The organism is Methanobacterium bryantii (assembly GCF_002287175.1).
Lineage (GTDB): Archaea > Methanobacteriota > Methanobacteria > Methanobacteriales > Methanobacteriaceae > Methanobacterium_D > Methanobacterium_D bryantii.
In genome coordinates, this window is sequence record NZ_LMVM01000001.1 from 341333 (window position 1) to 358434 (window position 17102).

Here is a 17102-nt window from a genome sequence, read left to right on the forward strand (position 1 = left end):
GAATTCATTAAACGGGGTAATGTTTAAACCTAAAAATATCGCATGCCTGGCATTTAGATATGTCAAGCATGGATGGTACTGTAAGCCCGAATTTTCCAGTATGCTGTATAATTTTCATTAATCCTCTAAAGTCAAGAGGTTTTGAGATATAACAATCTACATGGTTTTTATAAGCAATTTTAACATCTTCAGGGGAATTTGAAGCTGTAAGAATTATGGCAGGTATTGAATTTAAATTTTTATCATTTTTAATTCTTTTAAGTATCTCGTGTCCATTTATAAGAGGTAAATACAGGTCTAATATTATTATATCTGGATTAAAATTATCTTTACATTTCCCTTTTCTGTATAAAAAATTTAATGCTTCAGCGCCGTCTTTAACAGTGCGTATTTCAGTGGGTATATGGTACTCTTTAAAAATTTCTACTGTCCATCTAATGTCTGCAGGGTTGTCTTCAACCAGTAGTACTTTAACAGGTTTTTTCATTGTATGCCTCAAGATCCTTGTACAAACTGAATTTTAATTCATGTTTTAAGCGATTGAATCAATTTGGATATTCCTATTGTTGAATAGACATCGTATGTTATATTATATTGTCATTAATCCTTAATAAATTTAATTTTTGGAATTGTGGCTATGATATGACCATATTAGTAATACTCGAAAATTTATTCTAGTTCATAAAAAAAATAGTGAAATTAAAATTTTCAAATTATTTCTTTGTAAAAATTGTAAAAAAAAAGAAATTTAATGTGTAATTTGATCAATCTACACGATTAAGATTTTGAGTTTGGTTTTAGTACCAAACATCTTTCATACCAATTAAATATGCAATCATGTTAGTTAGAAGATGTAGAACGATACTTATAATAAGTATAATTATAATCATGTTTAATGGTATAAAAACTATAAGCGAAGCAAATATTAATGCACCAATTACAAAATCAAGTTGATCTAGAAATGGGGCAGCTTTTCCTCTTTCGATTCCAATTCTTCTTTTTATAAAGCTTCCGACTGCATCACCAATTAAAGCACCACCTCCTAGGAAAAGTCCTACAATGGCACCTTGAAGTATGCTTGTCGGTATTGGTCCTTGGATTATCGTAATTCCAGGTATTAAGCTAAAAATATTTCCATAATACGCAGATACAGATCCCTGAAGGATCCCTATAAAAGTTCCAATTAAAGTTCCAATAATAGTTCCTTTCCAAGTTACTCCATTACCTATGATACGACGACCGTCACGAAAATTACGGCCGAAATCCAGTGGTTTACCGCCTCCAAAGACTAATGCTGAAACATTTGCAAGGTATGCCGGTAACATAAAGTATATTACATATGCTGATAAAACTAAAACACTGATAACACTTGCATCCATGGTTTACCTCCTGTTTTAAAGCAAGATAATAATTATGTTATTTATAAATATATCTATGGTGAGATGATGGTTATAAAGAAAACCAAAAGTCTATGTCCTCAATGTCTTTCAGTGGTAGATGCTGAAGTTTATGAAGACAACGACAAAATTATGATAAAAAAAGAATGCAAAGAGCATGGTATTTTTGATAGTACTTATTGGGGTAGTGATGAACTCTACCTAAAAGCTTCAGAGAGTGATCACAAGGGTAATGGAATAGTTAACCCTCAAACTTCATCTGAAAAAGAATGTCCTATGAATTGTGGAATTTGTAAGGATCATGAAAGTCAAACTATTTTAGGTCTTATTGATGTGACAAACCGGTGTAATTTAAAATGTCCTATATGTTTTGCAAATGCCGCAGTTTCAAACCGTTTATATGAACCGACTTATGAAGAAATAAGGGGCATGCTTCAAACGTTAAGATCTAATAAACCAGTTCCGGCGCCTGCAATTCAATACGCGGGTGGAGAACCAACTGTAAGAAAAGATCTGGTTGAACTGATTAAGCTTGCAAAAGAAGAAGGATTTAGACATACTCAGATAGCTACAAATGGATTAAGGCTTGCGAGAAATCCCAAACTTGCAAAGGAACTCAAAGAAGCTGGTTTAAACACTGTTTATCTTCAATTTGATGGAGTTACAGAAGAACCATATCTTAAGACAAGGAACAAGGACTTACTTGCAACCAAACTTAAGGCAATAGAAAACTGTAGATCAGTAGATTTAGGTATAGTGTTGGTTCCTACAATTGTAAAAGGAATAAATGACCACCAGATTGGTGATATAATAAAATTTGCAGTTGAAAACATCGATATAATAAGGGGAGTAAACTTCCAGCCTGTATCATTTGCAGGTAGAACTCCGGCAGATGAAGTGGAAGAGCAGCGTGTAACAATCCCTGATTTTGAAAAATTGGTGGAAAAACAGACTGATTCCAAGATTAAAGTTGAAGATTTCCATCCTGCATCATGCGTTACTCCAATTTCAGAATTTATAGAAGCTATTGAAGGCGAAGAGCAGGTTATATTTACCTGTCACCCTCACTGCGGTGCTGCTACCTATGTTTTTATTGATGATGGCGAAATTATCCCAATTACACAATTTGTAGATGTGGATAAATTCTTTAAATTACTTTCAAAAAGTGCCGAAGACATAAAAGACGGCGGATTAACTGGAAAAGCAAAAACAGTAGCTAGGGCTACACTTGAACTTCCAAGAACAGTAGATATGTCAAAATCACCAAGTACAGTTGACATCCGATCTATACTGACTTCAGTATTTAAAGAGAGATCTTACAGCGCTCTTGGGGATTTCCACCATAAAACACTTCTTATTGGATGCATGCACTTCATGGACCCATGGAACTTCGATCAGGATAGGGTAAAAAGGTGTGTAATACACTATGCAGTTCCAGATGGAAGAATAATACCGTTCTGTTCTATGAACGCTGTTCACAGAGAGGAAATAGAGAAGAAGTTTGCGATTCCATTTGAGAAAGGGAATATAACTGGTGAGAGATTAGAAGGAAAATCTGATTTACCTTCAAATAAAACCTAAATTGAGTTAAATTGTTACTCGGAATTAAAATAACTATTTCTAATTCTCTTTTGTAGACTTATTTTCTGGAAGTTCAGAAAACTATTAATATGCAGAATTAAACAAGAGATCAACTATTAATAATTTAACAAAAAATATAACAAAAACAGTACAAAGTACCATTTCTTTGAAAGTCTGGAATAAACCAAATAGCAGGTCGTTTAAATGATTATAGAAACTCCATCAAGGCTACACATGACTTTAATAGACCTTAATGGAACTATTGGAAGAGTTGATGGCGGTGTAGGACTTACCATCAAAAAACCTAAACTTGTTCTTGAAGCAAAATATCAAGATGAGGGTATCGATATATTTTTTAAGGAATCCCATAAATTGAATGAAAAAATAATGGCAGATTATGGGAGAAAAATCGAAAATACAGTTAAGAAAATAACTGATTTCCTGAAAATTGACTCTGGATTTAAATTTGAGGTTAAAACAGCTTATCCTACACATTCTGGACTGGGCTCAGGTACTCAACTATCCCTTGCAGTTGCAAAGCTTATATTAAATCTTAATGATCGTGATATGGATGCTTGGCAAATAGCAAAAATCGTTGGAAGAGGTGGGACTTCAGGTATTGGAGTCAGGGCCTTCGATCATGGCGGATTTATTATTGATGGCGGGCATAAGGTGGATGAAAAACCTGATTTTTTACCATCATCAGCATCTAATGCACGCCCTGCACCTTTAATAGCAAGATATGATTTTCCAAAGGATTGGAAAGTAGTACTTGCAATTCCAAATGTCCCTGCAGGTGCATCAGGTCAAAATGAGGTAAATATTTTCCAGGGGTACTGTCCAATTAAGCTGGACGAAGTACAGAAATTATCTCATTTGATATTAATGAAAATGATGCCTTCTTTAGTGGAAGAAGATTTAGACTCTTTTGGCTCTGCAGTTAATGAAATCCAGAATACTGGATTTAAAAAAATAGAAGTTGGGTTTCAAGATTCTGTAATTAATGAAATAGCTCAAAATCTCAGAAATGCAGGTGCAGCGGGGGTTGGAATGAGTTCATTTGGCCCTACTATTTATGCGGTAACTGATACAAACACAAAAGATATATCAAAAGTAGCTCAGAGTACTATGAATGAGATTGGCGGAAAAGTTATTGTTACTGAAGCTAAAAATAGCGGTGCTACGCTGAAAAAAGAATTTTGATGATGTTCAAAATTCAAGGAATAATCAAAGTGAAAATTTTAACATAGCCTGTTTATACAATACTATTGTGTTGAACTATTAGTTAACAATCATTTATATAAAAACTAAATGATAATATTGACATCGCTAAATTAATCAAAATTCTTTAAAAACTCATCACTGATTCATATGAATGAAAAAATAGAAGGAAAAGTCTGGAAATTTGGAGATAATGTAGATACTGATGTGATAATTCCTGGAAGATATCTGAGAACTTTCAGCCTGGATGATCTGGCAGCACACGTAATGGAAGGTGTAGACCCTGATTTTTCAGGAAATGTCCAAAAGGGCGATATCATAGTTGCTGACTGGAACTTTGGATGTGGCTCATCAAGAGAACAAGCTCCAGTAGCTATAAAACACGCAGGTGTTTCAGCAATAGTTGCAAAATCATTTGCAAGAATTTTTTACAGGAATGCAATAAATATTGGATTACCTGTTATTGTGGCCGATATAAATGCCGAAAAAGGAGATATTTTAAAAATAGACATGGAAAAAGGCATTATAGAAAATCAGTCAACAAATGAAACATTTAAAATTGAGCCATTTAAAAAATTCATGCTTGATATTTTGAAAGACGGCGGATTAGTTAATCATTACCTTAAACTCAAGGAAGAATAGGGTTTTGTTTAAATAAAATTTTATTTTTAGTATATACGGAATAGAGTACATAGTATTGAATATAAATTTATTAAAAATTTGAGGAAAGTAAATGAAATGTCCTGTATGTGAATCTGAATCATATGAAATTTTAAAATCAAAAGGCAAGCACTCAAAAGAGCTTCTTTTGAAGTGTGAAGAATGCGGTAACATTTATAGGGAAACTATAATACGAGAAAAACCAGTAGATGTCAGAATTGTTATAAGCGAGTTCGAAAAATCTAAAAAAGATTTCGTAAAACTTTATCCCGATGAAGTACTGATGGTAGATGATATCTTAGACCTCGATGGAAAAGAAGTTGCAGTAAACTCAATTGAAATAAAAACTAGTGCAAGGGTTTATAGAAGTCCTGTGTCCGATATAGAAACTATTTGGGCATCTTCAATGGACATGCCTGCAAGAGTTGGTATTTCAGTGGATTTCGGTGGCAGAATTACCTCAAAAAAGGTTGATGTTGATAGGGATTTTGAATTCACTGTTGGAGATATAGTCAAAATGGGAAATTTAATTTTTAAAATAAATTCCATAAAAACAATTGAACGAAAACTTAGGAAAGGTTTTGCAAAGGCATATGTGACTAAAAGAGTTTATGGAAGACCTTTAGAAGAATTCGTAAGATATAATTATGATTTAAGTCCTAATATAGTATGATGATAGATGAGAGAAAGGAACTTGTTAAGAGACTTTCAGAATTCGGATACATAAAATCAGAAAATGTAATGCATGCTATGGAAAAAGTTCCAAGAGAAGAATTTTTACCTGAGGAAAATAAGTCTTATGCTTACGTCGATCAACCTTTACCCATAGGAAAGGGCCAAACAATCTCGGCACCGCATATGGTGGCAATGATATGTGAGAGACTTCAACTTGAAGGGGATATGAAAGTTTTAGAGATTGGGACTGGTTTTGGATACAATGCAGCTGTTATTTCAGAGGCCATGGGCAAAAAAGGCCATGTTTACAGCATAGAAAGGATAGAATATCTTGCAAAACTGGCTGAAGAGAACCTTAAAAGAACTGGCTACGATGAAAATGTAACAGTGATAATTGGTGATGGGACACTTGGATATGAAAAAGAAGCGCCATACGATCGGATTTATGGGACTGCAAGTGCCCCATATGTTCCTGAACCCCTTAAAGAACAGCTTAAGGTTGGTGGAAGGCTCTTAGTTCCAGTTGGAGAACAGGCATATTTCCAGGATCTTATCTGTATTGTTAAGAAATCCGAAACTGAATTCAAAGAGAAATCACTGGGTGGAGTTGCTTTTGTTCCGATGATTGGGAAACATGGCTGGCCTGAATAGGTTCGAGATATTACTTTTAAAGAGATCATACTATCCAGCTAATTTTTAGTTAAAATAATATATTTATAGCTAATTTTAGATTAGATCACACAGTTCAATTTATATTTTTACACAGGATCAGGTCGATAAAATGAAAGTTTATATTGATACATTTGGTTGTACATTTAATCAGGGTGACTCACAGATAATGGCTGGGCTTCTGCAGGAAGACAATGCCCAGCTAGTTTCAAAGATGGAAGATGCAGACGTGATCATACTTAACACATGTTATGTTAAACAGCCGACAGAACAGAAGGTTATAAACAGGATTAAGAAGGTTCAGGAGCAGTTTCCAGATAAAAAGTTGATAATTTCTGGATGTATGGTGGAAATTGATCCAGATAAACTTAAAAAAGCTGCACCTTCTGCTGGATGGATTGGACCGCGTCAAATTAAATCGACTATAGATGTTGTGAAGTCATGCATGAATGATAAAACTTCAAGGATTACAGGTCATAGTGATGACATAAAGGCAGGCCTTCTAAAGATACGTTTCAATCCATTTGTACATATATCTCAAATATGTGAGGGATGTGTTGGAAGATGCACTTACTGCTGTACAAGGTTTGCAAGGGGAAAACTCCAGAGCTATCCAGTTGAAGATATAAAGAAAGAGATTGAAAGCGCAGTAGAGGATGGATGTGTTGAAATTCAACTCACGGCTCAAGATACAGCTGCATATGGGATGGATACTGGAGGAAAACTTTCGGAACTTATAAAAGAGATAACTACGATTCCTGGTGATTTCAGGTTAAGAGTTGGAATGATGCACCCAAAGAGCATGATGAGAGATCTAGATGAGTTAATCGAGGTTTTTATGCATAAAAATGTCTATAACTTCATGCATATCCCTATTCAAAGCGGCAGCGACCCTGTATTAAATCATATGGGTCGTGATCACACAGTTGTACAGTATAAAGATATAATATCAAAAGTCAGGGAAAAAATACCCGAGATTTCTATAGCTACAGATATAATAGTGGGCTATCCAACAGAAACTGATGAAGACTTTGAAGACACCTTAAAGTTAATTGGAGATATTAAGCCAAATTTTATTCATATTTCGAAATACAGGCACAGGCCAAAGGCTATATCATCTTCAATGCCTGAAATAGATCATAACATTATGAAAAAAAGGTCTAAAGCACTGAATGATCTTAAATCAAAGATACTTTACCAGAACAACCTTGCAGAAATCGGAAAAGTTTATGAAATTTTAATAACAGAAAAAGGTAGTAAGGGCGGTTACATTGGAAGGACAGATTCTTACAAGCATGTAGTCATAGAAAACGGTGAAATTGGTACTTTTGTTAAGGTAAAGATAGATGAAGTTACGAGTACCTATTTAAAGGGAACTATTTATGATAACTAATTTTTAGCTGCTGAATCATGTTTTTATATGATTTAAGTATTTAAACATGATTCAGTTTAAATTTATAAATGAGAACATTCATTAAAGTGTTTAACCTATTTTTTTTAAAGAGTTATAATCTAATATTGTAGAATTTGCAGGTGGGTTATGAAGAGATATTTTTGCGCTATTTTTATTTTATTTTTAGTTATTTTGACTGCAGGTTGTGTAGATACTACCTCTACATGTTCAAAAAATAAGGTTAGTGTAGCAAATTTTAAAAATATGGAAATCAGAACATTCCTCAATTTGAAATTAAAGGGGAAAATTTTATGCTGATAATAAGTGCTAAAACGGACTCTTCATCAATTACGGGTTCAATAAATGTTGATATTTCATCAAATAATGGGTTTTCATTTTATCAATGCCGCCAGTGCAGAACTTTTAAAGGATAGAAATGGTCTGATTATGCTAAAATAGAATCTGGGCCTGGAAATTATTCCAATGTGAAAACTGAGAATCTGAAAAACTGGAGAATTGAAGTAATGGATCTTCAATAAATCAATAGTTTAATTTTCGCATGCTTTGCATTATTTACGGATTATATTCTCCTTTTGTAAACTTTTAGCAGTTTTAAATGGTTTAATTGCAGTTTGCGTTCTAATTAAAATTTAAAAATTCGATTTTTAAACAATTAAACATAATTTCCTTTCTTAAAAATGTATTATGTATCCTTTAATTTTTATTCCATATATTTCTCACTCAAAATCCCCAAAAATCCCTTATTTTTGGGGTTTTATTTATCTGTTATGGCAAATAATAAAATATTATTTTAATGAAATATTCAGTAGTGATTTTATGGGATACTTGATTTGCGAAAAATGCGGTGGATACTACGAGCTTGAAGAAGGGGAATCTTTTGATGATTTTAACGGCTGTCAATGCGGAGGTAAACTGAGTTATAGTGAACAAGTTATTGGAGAGCTGGAAAAGAGGGATAAGCCTAAGCTCATCTGTTCAAACTGCATGAAGGAAAATAAAAACGGCATATTTTGTTCTAGTTGTGGTGGAAGACTAATCGCGGTGAAAGGCGGTAAAGCTGTCAGTAATATTAAAAATTTTCAAGAATCTAAAGAATTGGAAAAATTATCACGCAGGACATCTAGAAAAGAAAAAAATTATATTAATGATTTTAATGAGCCAAAGGACTTATTTGAAAGGATAAACTGGTTAGTAGTCCTTGCAGGAACTGGATTTTTTGTAATAAGTATGGTTATATTGGGATCGATTTTATTTTTCTCAATTGTAAGTAGCTATTCATATGGGTATTCCTCATATTATTCTAGTTTTTCAGTTGCATTTTTTATTGCTATGATATTGGGACTGCTCTTGGCAATAGTTTCTGGAGTTTTAACTGCTTATGTGAGCCGAAGTAGAGACTATGTGGATGGGCTTGTCAATGGTTTTTTAGTAGGTCTTATTTCTTCAGTAGTTATTGGGCTTCTTGGAGGGGTTTTAATAATTTTTATAGGAATCATTGTATTTGGGGCACTGACAGCTGTTGGGGGAGCGATGGGGATATTTGTCAGGAGGCAAATGGATAAATAAAATCAGTTAATGTGAAAAAATAATAATTTGAAGTTATTTAATTTTTAAAACAACCAATATTACAATTGAGAAAAGTTTCGTGTTTATAATATAAAACTACTTGAGCTGCCGTTTCCAGGAGAGCCGTTCCATTTTTTTAGCTTCTTTAACCTTTTTTTGCACACTGCTGTCTTCTACGACTACAGAACCCCGATATCCGCAGCTTCCACATTCCCAGATCCCTAGTTGGGGGTCATGCCATTTCATTTTTTTGGAACCACATCGCGGACACAAATTTTTCTTTGTCATGATTTTCCTCCAAAATGATATTACTTTTTAACATATTAAGTCTTTTTAAATATGATTTAAAAACAGTAGATTTGGAAGAAAATTGTTGTAATGATTTAAAAATAGTTAGTTAAAATAATTTGAGTGCCGTGGGCCGGACTTGAACCAGCGACATCCAGATCTTCAGTCTGGCGTTCTCCCAACTGAACTACCACGGCAAATGGGCCGGACGAGATTCGAACTCGTGATCACCTCCGTGTCAGGGAGGTATCATACCCCTAGACCACCGGCCCGGAGTGCGTCTAACTTGAATATAGTTGTATTCCTATATAACCTTTTCCCTTTTTCAATGGAATTTTTTTGTGAAACAGTAAAATAAATCAAATTATTCCGACTTTTTAACCATTTCTTGTTAAACTGGCTTAAATTATTTGCTGTCTATCCTATGTGTTTATACATTATATTTTTTAAAATTTTAATTTATGCAATTTACAGATTAAAACATAATATCTGTTATATACTGAATATTGGGAATTATTTTTGGATTATTTAAGTAAAAAAGCATACATTAATTATAAATATTAGTAAAACAACTTATTATATATAAAAATCCCGGGGAGGGTTGGAATATGGACGTGGAGCCGATAAAAACTACAGTAGATGAGCTTTTAAAAGTCTTGGCAACTGAAAATGTGATTGGTGAGACAATAGAGACTGAGGATAAAATAATTATTCCAGTTACAAAATTTGGAATGGCATTTGGTGCTGCAAGCGCTGAAGGCAGTGCACTTAAAGATCAAAGTGGAAAAGGCAGCGGTGCTGGTGGTGGAGCTGGTATTGAACCAATAGCTATGGTAGTTGTCTTTAAAGGTATGACAGGTCCTGAAAGCGTTAGAGTTATGCATCTAACCAAGCCTAGCCCAATGGGTAGAGCAGTATCTGAAGCAATGCCTGCAGTAATAGACCTTATGAAAGAAGGTAAAGAAACTGTAAAAGAGATGAGGGAGAAAAAGAAAGAAGAAAAGGAAGAAAGTGAATAAAATCTTTTCTACTTATTTTTTGTAATTAGGAATTTTAAAGAGTGAATTTAATGCTCATAGCGACCGCCATAATCCTGATTATTTTAATAATTGTAACTGGAATTTTGGTGGTTCCATTTCATATATACCTGAATATATACAATACTGGTTTTAAGATCACAGGGACTTTTAGATTAACCTGGATGAAAATAAAATTAATCCAGAGAGAGATCCCTTCAGAAAAACAAGCGCCAAAGAAAGAAAATGAAAAGGAAACTAAATTTGAAATAAGCCGTATTCCAAAAATTTTGTCTCTTTTGGTAGAATCATGGCCTTATCTTGAGAGGGTATTTAACAGCTTTTTAAAATCCACATCTTTTGAAATATTTTCTTTAAATTTAATTTTAGGATTGGGAGATCCTGCTGACACTGCTACAGTCAGCGGTTATTTCTGGGCTGCATCCTCTTTGTTAAATCTAATTCCTAACGCTTACATATCACTGGAACCTGATTTTTTAAATGAGAAAATAGAAGCAGATGCAACTTTAAAAATAAAAATCCGGCTTTTTTGGATAGTGGTTGAACTTATAAGGGCTTTCACCAAGAAACCTGTAAGGGCACTTTTAAAAGAATTAAGAGAAACTAGAGGTTAAACAATGGTTAAAACTAACTTTGCAGAGAATTTTGATGTTGATACTATCGTTGGTAAATCTATTGAGGTGCAAGGTAAAATTCTCCATCCTATAGTTAAAGTTTCCATTTTAAAGGATAATAAGATGACTATTGTTGGATCATGGATAATTCCAGTTGCATTTGTAATTGAAGAAAATGGAAAAAAATATGTTATTTCTTTAAATGATGAAAAAATTAACCAGAATGAACTTTTAAAGATGATATAATGTAAAGTTTTTCGTAATGAATGTATTTGGTGTTTTTATTATTTTAATTACTGTTCCTGTTTTGGGCATGTTTATTTAGAATTTCTTAAACTGGATTCAAATGAATCTTTCCAATCATTCAGGCATAAAATCTTTACTGGAACATTTAACATCCTGCTTTTTAACTGAGCTTTTTCGCTGCAGTAAGATGGAACTAATATGTGAAAATTTACTCCAGGTTTAGAAGATAATGCTTTCCAAAGCTTCTTATGTTTGTTAGATAAAACATCTGAGCAGTTTTCATATTTAATTACCATTATATCATTTCTTTTAACTGCGAATATATCTAATGTGTAGCTAGGATATTTAACATCAAAATTGCTTGAAATTTTATTAGGATATTCAAAGTTTTGTTTTACAAGGTAGCCTTCCTTTTGTAATGTATCCACTAAAGATTTAGTTATATTTCGCGGAAGTTCACCTTTTTTTATGCTGCTGGATCTCATGCACATATTAATGCCCCTCATTAAATACTCCTGAAATTTAATCTGTAAAAATTAACAAATGCTACAGCAGATTTACAATTTTTAATGGTTTTAAAATCAATAACAGATGTATGACCTCTTATCATTCCATGGGATACTCAATACGTAATTTATAACCGGCTTTCTCGCTTAACAAGACTGTTCCTGGAATAAACTGGTTCTCGTATTCCTTTACAATTTTAGATATATTCTGGTATGATTCATATTTTTTATCTACAATCCCCTTCTTTACAAGAATCATATATCTCATTTTAATGATTTCATCCTTCATTTCATCCATTATACCACCTGTTTTGAGTATGTGTACTTATCTCAAAATTTTCAGATCATATAATTCATTTCATATTTTTTTTATTGGATCCTCTGTTTTGTTGAAATATGTACATCATATGCCAATATTTTCTATACAATAATAAAGTGTCAGAACTAGTATATAAATATTTTTCAATTTTTTCCTTAAAGATCCCCCTATTGCTCAGACAATTGCCATTATTTCTGAACATTGTTTAAAATAATTAGCTTTTTATAAAAATATGTAAAAAATTTAAATTAAAATAAGGGAAAATTTGGTGAATTTATCAAATGTAAAGTTAGTATTTTATCTTTAAGTTGGGCAAATACTGGTAAAAATAGAGAAATATAGATCTATTAAATAATTACGATTCTTCCAGCTTGAGTTATGGAGTATTTTTCAAATAATCTTGATTTTTTAACTAAACCTCTATCCATAAGTCCTGCTAAATGTTTGTATACCATTGCACGTGATATATTTACACTTTTCCCGATTTCAGCTGCACTTAGATCTTCATTAGCTAAAACTTCCAGAATTTTTTGTCTTGTCTTTGATACATCCAGTTTTAAAAGGGGAATTCTTATGACTTTCTCATTATGGCAGCTGAAAATTGCGTTTATTCCTTCTTTATTAGCCACAAAATTGAGTAAAGAACCCAGATCGTCCCCTCCATATGCAACAAATATTTCACCATGCTTTTTAGCTGCATTTATAACTTCAGATATCTCCTTACATATTTCTACAGGATTTTCAGTTTCAATTTTAATTTCACCGCCTTTAATGAATTTATCTAATTCAGTTCTTCTGCGATGTTTTCCACTTAAAATGATCACGCCTTCAGCTTGTGTTTTCATTGATGCATTAAACAAGCACTGGCCCTTGAGGTTTGTAATTAGGGTTCTCATTCTTTCACCTGTAATTAACTAATAATTTTAGGTATTTTAATTATGTTACTTAGTCTCATTCAATTGTAGACTGGTCAACCATACATGTTATATGCATGAGAAGGTTTATTTAAGTTCCTAATTTATTTTAAATAAAGAATGATTGAGGGAATAATATGACTAATGTGATAACATCTGAAGGTGAAATATCCACACGTCATGTAAATGTGGAGATTAAAAATGAAATAGCCGATGAGAGACATTTTCTAACAATTGAAATGCCTAAAAAATTGGACTCCATAGCAGTTGGGCTTGGAGATGGAGTTAGTATAACTTTAAAAGGTGATGTCGGCGATTTCGTAGGAGCACTTAATAACGGTGCTAAAATAGAGATTGAAGGCAATGTGGGACGATATGTTGGTAACAACATGACTGGCGGTGAGATAATTGTTAATGGCTCGGCTGAAGATGGTGTAGGCTTTGGAACTTATGAAGGCACAGTTGTAGTCTATGGAAGTGCAGGTGATGGTATAGGGCAATTAAATAAAGGGGGGTTAATTGTTATTGATGGAGACATCGGAAATCTGGCAGGCCTGTACATGTTAAGTGGGGATATAATTATAACAGGCAGCACAGGTATCGACACCGGTGACTGGATGATCGGGGGCTCGATATATGTTGGAGGAACTTATAATACTGGTACAAATGCTGAAATTCGTGAAATGAGTGATGATGACAGGCAAAAACTCAAAGAAATTTTTGATATTTATAAAATAGATGCAGATATTGGTAATTTTATTAAAATAGAGCCAAAAAGATTAAGACCATTTTACGGTGATGAAAAATGAAGCAAATTCTTTTAACCAATCCTGAAAACTGTGATGGGTGCAATGAATGTGTAGAAGCGTGTTCTAAAGTTAACGGGGGAAGTGGATTATTTTTGCATAAAATGACCGAGGGATACCAAGCTATTGTCTGTCAACAGTGTATTAATCCTTCCTGTATTAAGGGCTGTTTTAGGGACGCTATATACCGTGAAAATGGTGTTGTAAAAATTGACCAAGATAAATGTATAGGATGCAGGTTGTGCGTATTAATGTGCCCTATTGGGAGTATAACTTACACTGAGAACATGATGTTAAAATGTGAACAGCAGTGCACCGCTTCTAATGGTGGAAGACCAGTATGTGTTGATGCATGCGAGTCTAAATGTTTAAAAGCAGTAGATGTAAAAGATGTAGCTGCAGGAGTCCAAAAAGGGTTTGAAATGAATGGGAACTCAACTAAATCTTCATTAACTCCTTATTCATCATCAGATCTTGCTAATGCAACACAGGGACTCTGTGTATTTTGTGGAACATGTGAAATTGTCTGCCCCACAGATGCAATCCAAATAATTGATAACCATGCAGAAATTGATAAATCTAGATGTATAATGTGCGGGTCGTGTTTTGCAGCATGTCCTGTTTTGATACCAAGTGGTGCTGGAAGTATATGGGATCCCAGAACCATTGCAGATATAAGATTCACTTCTAAAGCTGGAAAATATGTATTGCGAGGTTTTGGAACTGAAAGAAGCCTCCCTAATTTTGATGATATTGTAATTCTCCCAGCTCAAGCATCTATTGCTCCTGTAGATAAATATAGGGAGGCTTGTAATACAGGAGTTGTTCTTGGAACTCGTTATGCAGAAGAACCTCTGGTTTTAGATACTCCTATCCTAATTGCAGGAATGTCTTTTGGTGCACTAAGCAAAGAATGCAAAGTGGCATTTGCTAAGGGTACTTCACTTGTAGGATCATGTGCAAACACTGGAGAAGGTGGAATGCTCCCTGAAGAGAGAGAAGAAGCAGATAAACTAATTGTTCAATATTCATCAGGTAGATTTGGAGTTTCAGTTGATTATCTAAATGCGGGTGATGCTATCGAAGTGAAAATAGGTCAAGGGGCCAAACCTGGAATGGGAGGTCATCTCCTTGCTGAAAAAGTAAGCCCAGAAGTAGCCCAGATAAGGGGCATACCAATTGGAACTGATGCTTTAAGTCCATGTAGATTTCTTGATGCGACCCGAGAGGGGGACCTTGCAAAACACATTGAACTAATTAGAGAAGTGACAGACTGGCGCGTTCCAATAATAGTTAAACTCGGACCTGGAAGAGTTGATGAAGATGTCAAAATTGCTGCAGAAGCTGGAGCAGATATCATTTCAGTCGATGGAATGGAAGGAGGAACTGGTGCTGCCCCTGAAGTAGTTATTGAACATACTGGAGTTCCCACACTTGCTTCACTTGTTCAAGCTGTAAATGGCCTTAAAGAAATTGGAATGAAGGATGAAATAGACCTTATAATTACGGGAGGAATAAGAAGCGGTGCTGATGTGGCTAAAGCTATGGCTATGGGGGCTGATGCAGCATACATTGGAACAGGGGCAATGATCGCTGCAGGATGCCGTGCATGCCGTATGTGCTATACTGGAAAATGTCCTGTAGGTGTGGCAACCCAAGATCCTATTTTAAGAGAAAGAATGAACGTTGATTTATCTGCAGAGAGGGTTGGAAATTACATAAAATCTATGACTGAAGAAACAAAAATGCTGGCGCAGTTAGCAGGTCACAATGATATACACAACTTCTCTATGGATGATCTACGAGCATTGAATACAAATATAGCAGAAATAACTGGAATTAAACTTATAGGTACATAAACCTATATTTTTTTTATTTTTCTAGTTTAAATAAAAGTTAAGAAAATAAATTTAGGGTTTATTCTATTTTTAACATTAATATTATAATTTAATTGCATATATTAACTTAGAAATAGAATAAACTGGTTTTTGTGCAGGTAAACAGTACATGTGTCTGTAAAAATATTAAAACTTAAAATATTATCAGGTAAATAAAGGTATGGAGCAAATAATACATACTGCATAAGCTGATTTTGACTTAATACCAGAAATAAGTAAAATATAGGAGTGATAAGGGGGGGGGGCTAGTGATAGATTATTTGGAAAAACCAAAGAATTGGTTAGTTCATGCTCTTGTTGGGATTGTACTACTTTACTTTCTGTTATTTGCACCTTTAAACCATTTAATCAGGCAGGTATAATATTATATGTAGTAGCATTCAATATTATAAAATAAAATATTTTGATAAGAAGTGAATACAAAGCTAATTTGAGATTTAACAAATAATAATTACTTTTATAATTTATAATCCATTTTTCGTGGGAGTATTGTGCAAATATTACCATTTAGGTTATTATGTAATTTTTGATTAAATAAATGGAATTTTTTAAAACAGGTTCAACTTAAATTAAGCAACATATTAATGAAGTATAAGCTGTACAGGATAATGGACATGTAAAAATCACAGCTAACAAACACGATGTGTTTGTCGCGTCAAAATCAAAGATTTTGACAGCTTGCAAAATTCATAGAATTTTGCTGCCCGGAAATTCTACGATTTTCCGACGGCTAACAAACACGATGTGTTTGTCGCCTGCAAAATCTTAGATTTCGCGATTCAAGAAACTCTCAAACCCGAAGGGTTTGGAACACGAATCGAAGATTCGTATGCTTCGTTTTTTCAATTTCAAAAATCTGTCAAAATCATCAAAAAAATTTTTAATTTTTTTGGGACCCTCAAACGCAAAGCATGCAAAAACTCCGTTTTTGCTTGCGCCAAAATCGTAGATTTTGAGCAACGTTTGGGGCATCGGAAATCTCTGATTTCCGAAAGGTTAGAAAAATTCATCAAATTTTTCTAAAATTCATAGAATTTTGATGTTTGCAAATTCGTAACCGTGAAAAATCATAGATTTTTCACATGTCACAAAAACAAAGTTTTTGTTGGCTCCGATTTTTGAAGACCGACGGTTTTTGTGAACATGAGCGCTATTTTTTTATGTTTTAGGGTCATAGCCGGTATGATTAAAATCTTTGAATTCTCTTATTAATATTTTTAAATGCTGAAAAGCTATTTTGTAAAATTCAGCCCACAAGAATTAAATTTTTTGAAAATATTTAATAAGCTAA

The 17102-nt window shown here is 33.6% G+C and carries 19 protein-coding genes and 2 tRNA genes; 13 read left to right on the forward strand and 8 right to left on the reverse strand.

Features of this window, described 5'->3' with window-relative positions; all coding sequences use genetic code 11:
• Positions 1-7: 7 nt before the first annotated feature.
• Together ASJ80_RS01625 and ASJ80_RS01630 are read right to left on the reverse strand one after the other, a co-directional pair.
• Positions 8-487, reverse strand: a complete 480-nt coding sequence (locus ASJ80_RS01625) for a response regulator (RefSeq protein ID WP_069583544.1) — start codon at positions 485-487, stop codon at positions 8-10.
• A gap of 310 nt (positions 488-797) precedes the next feature.
• Positions 798-1379: a CDP-2,3-bis-(O-geranylgeranyl)-sn-glycerol synthase gene (locus ASJ80_RS01630; protein ID WP_069583545.1), complete on the reverse strand. Its 582-nt coding sequence runs from the start codon at positions 1377-1379 to the stop codon at positions 798-800.
• Between the two features lie 66 nt (positions 1380-1445).
• On the opposite strand from ASJ80_RS01630, the gene tes reads away from it, so the two are divergent.
• From tes to ASJ80_RS01665, 8 genes are all read left to right on the forward strand, one after another.
• The gene (gene tes, locus ASJ80_RS01635) at positions 1446-2978 is read left to right on the forward strand and encodes a tetraether lipid synthase Tes (protein WP_069583546.1); all 1533 of its coding nucleotides are present in this window, start codon (positions 1446-1448) and stop codon (positions 2976-2978) included.
• Positions 2979-3182: 204 nt separating this feature from the next.
• Positions 3183-4181: a beta-ribofuranosylaminobenzene 5'-phosphate synthase gene (locus ASJ80_RS01640; protein WP_069583547.1), complete on the forward strand. Its 999-nt coding sequence runs from the start codon at positions 3183-3185 to the stop codon at positions 4179-4181.
• A gap of 168 nt (positions 4182-4349) precedes the next feature.
• Positions 4350-4841, forward strand: coding sequence for a homoaconitase small subunit (gene hacB, locus ASJ80_RS01645; protein ID WP_069583548.1), 492 nt, complete (start codon positions 4350-4352; stop codon positions 4839-4841).
• 91 nt (positions 4842-4932) lie between these two features.
• On the forward strand, positions 4933-5532 hold the full coding sequence (locus tag ASJ80_RS01650) for an HVO_0476 family zinc finger protein (RefSeq protein ID WP_069583549.1): 600 nt from the start codon (positions 4933-4935) through the stop codon (positions 5530-5532).
• Positions 5529-6185 (forward strand): protein-L-isoaspartate O-methyltransferase, encoded by a 657-nt coding sequence (locus tag ASJ80_RS01655; RefSeq protein WP_338036856.1) that lies wholly within the window; start codon positions 5529-5531, stop codon positions 6183-6185. The genes ASJ80_RS01650 and ASJ80_RS01655 overlap by 4 nt, the downstream gene beginning before the upstream one ends.
• Positions 6186-6315: 130 nt before the next feature.
• Positions 6316-7596 carry a tRNA (N(6)-L-threonylcarbamoyladenosine(37)-C(2))-methylthiotransferase gene (locus ASJ80_RS01660; RefSeq protein ID WP_069583550.1) on the forward strand — a complete coding sequence of 427 codons (1281 nt, stop codon included), beginning with the start codon at positions 6316-6318 and terminating at the stop codon, positions 7594-7596.
• 311 nt (positions 7597-7907) lie between these two features.
• On the forward strand, positions 7908-8030 hold the full coding sequence (locus ASJ80_RS17590; RefSeq protein ID WP_255360682.1) for a hypothetical protein: 123 nt from the start codon (positions 7908-7910) through the stop codon (positions 8028-8030).
• Between the two features lie 403 nt (positions 8031-8433).
• Positions 8434-9183 carry a hypothetical protein gene (locus ASJ80_RS01665; RefSeq protein ID WP_069583551.1) on the forward strand — a complete coding sequence of 250 codons (750 nt, stop codon included), beginning with the start codon at positions 8434-8436 and terminating at the stop codon, positions 9181-9183.
• A 96-nt stretch (positions 9184-9279) separates the two neighbouring features.
• Here the strand turns inward: ASJ80_RS01665 and ASJ80_RS01670 are convergent, their stop codons facing one another.
• The 3 genes from ASJ80_RS01670 to ASJ80_RS01680 all read right to left on the reverse strand — a co-directional run bounded on the left by ASJ80_RS01670 (position 9280) and on the right by ASJ80_RS01680 (position 9743).
• Positions 9280-9471 (reverse strand): eL43 family ribosomal protein, encoded by a 192-nt coding sequence (locus ASJ80_RS01670; protein WP_069583552.1) that lies wholly within the window; start codon positions 9469-9471, stop codon positions 9280-9282.
• A gap of 124 nt (positions 9472-9595) precedes the next feature.
• Positions 9596-9668: transfer RNA gene (locus tag ASJ80_RS01675), tRNA-Phe, on the reverse strand.
• Positions 9669-9671: 3 nt separating this feature from the next.
• Positions 9672-9743: transfer RNA gene (locus tag ASJ80_RS01680), tRNA-Val, on the reverse strand.
• A 336-nt stretch (positions 9744-10079) separates the two neighbouring features.
• On the opposite strand from ASJ80_RS01680, the gene ASJ80_RS01685 reads away from it, so the two are divergent.
• Genes ASJ80_RS01685 through ASJ80_RS01695 form a run of 3 tightly spaced genes read left to right on the forward strand, consistent with a single transcriptional unit; the run spans position 10080 to position 11368 of the window.
• Positions 10080-10490 carry a GerW family sporulation protein gene (locus ASJ80_RS01685; RefSeq protein WP_069583553.1) on the forward strand — a complete coding sequence of 137 codons (411 nt, stop codon included), beginning with the start codon at positions 10080-10082 and terminating at the stop codon, positions 10488-10490.
• Between the two features lie 50 nt (positions 10491-10540).
• Positions 10541-11122 (forward strand): DUF2953 domain-containing protein, encoded by a 582-nt coding sequence (locus ASJ80_RS01690; RefSeq protein WP_069583554.1) that lies wholly within the window; start codon positions 10541-10543, stop codon positions 11120-11122.
• A gap of 3 nt (positions 11123-11125) precedes the next feature.
• Positions 11126-11368, forward strand: coding sequence for a hypothetical protein (locus ASJ80_RS01695; RefSeq protein WP_069583555.1), 243 nt, complete (start codon positions 11126-11128; stop codon positions 11366-11368).
• A 71-nt stretch (positions 11369-11439) separates the two neighbouring features.
• On the opposite strand, the gene ASJ80_RS01700 is transcribed toward ASJ80_RS01695, so the two are convergent.
• The 3 genes from ASJ80_RS01700 to ASJ80_RS01710 all read right to left on the reverse strand — a co-directional run bounded on the left by ASJ80_RS01700 (position 11440) and on the right by ASJ80_RS01710 (position 13089).
• Positions 11440-11874 carry a hypothetical protein gene (locus ASJ80_RS01700; protein ID WP_069583556.1) on the reverse strand — a complete coding sequence of 145 codons (435 nt, stop codon included), beginning with the start codon at positions 11872-11874 and terminating at the stop codon, positions 11440-11442.
• A gap of 100 nt (positions 11875-11974) precedes the next feature.
• Positions 11975-12172, reverse strand: a complete 198-nt coding sequence (locus ASJ80_RS01705) for a hypothetical protein (protein WP_069583557.1) — start codon at positions 12170-12172, stop codon at positions 11975-11977.
• Between the two features lie 368 nt (positions 12173-12540).
• Positions 12541-13089: an ArsR family transcriptional regulator gene (locus tag ASJ80_RS01710; protein ID WP_069583558.1), complete on the reverse strand. Its 549-nt coding sequence runs from the start codon at positions 13087-13089 to the stop codon at positions 12541-12543.
• 155 nt (positions 13090-13244) lie between these two features.
• Between ASJ80_RS01710 and ASJ80_RS01715 the strand changes: the two genes are divergently transcribed.
• Together ASJ80_RS01715 and ASJ80_RS01720 are read left to right on the forward strand one after the other, a co-directional pair.
• Positions 13245-13916, forward strand: a complete 672-nt coding sequence (locus tag ASJ80_RS01715; RefSeq protein ID WP_069583559.1) for a GltB/FmdC/FwdC-like GXGXG domain-containing protein — start codon at positions 13245-13247, stop codon at positions 13914-13916.
• Positions 13913-15772, forward strand: a complete 1860-nt coding sequence (locus ASJ80_RS01720; protein ID WP_069583560.1) for a glutamate synthase-related protein — start codon at positions 13913-13915, stop codon at positions 15770-15772. Before ASJ80_RS01715 ends, ASJ80_RS01720 begins: the two co-directional genes overlap by 4 nt.
• Positions 15773-17102 lie beyond the last annotated feature (1330 nt).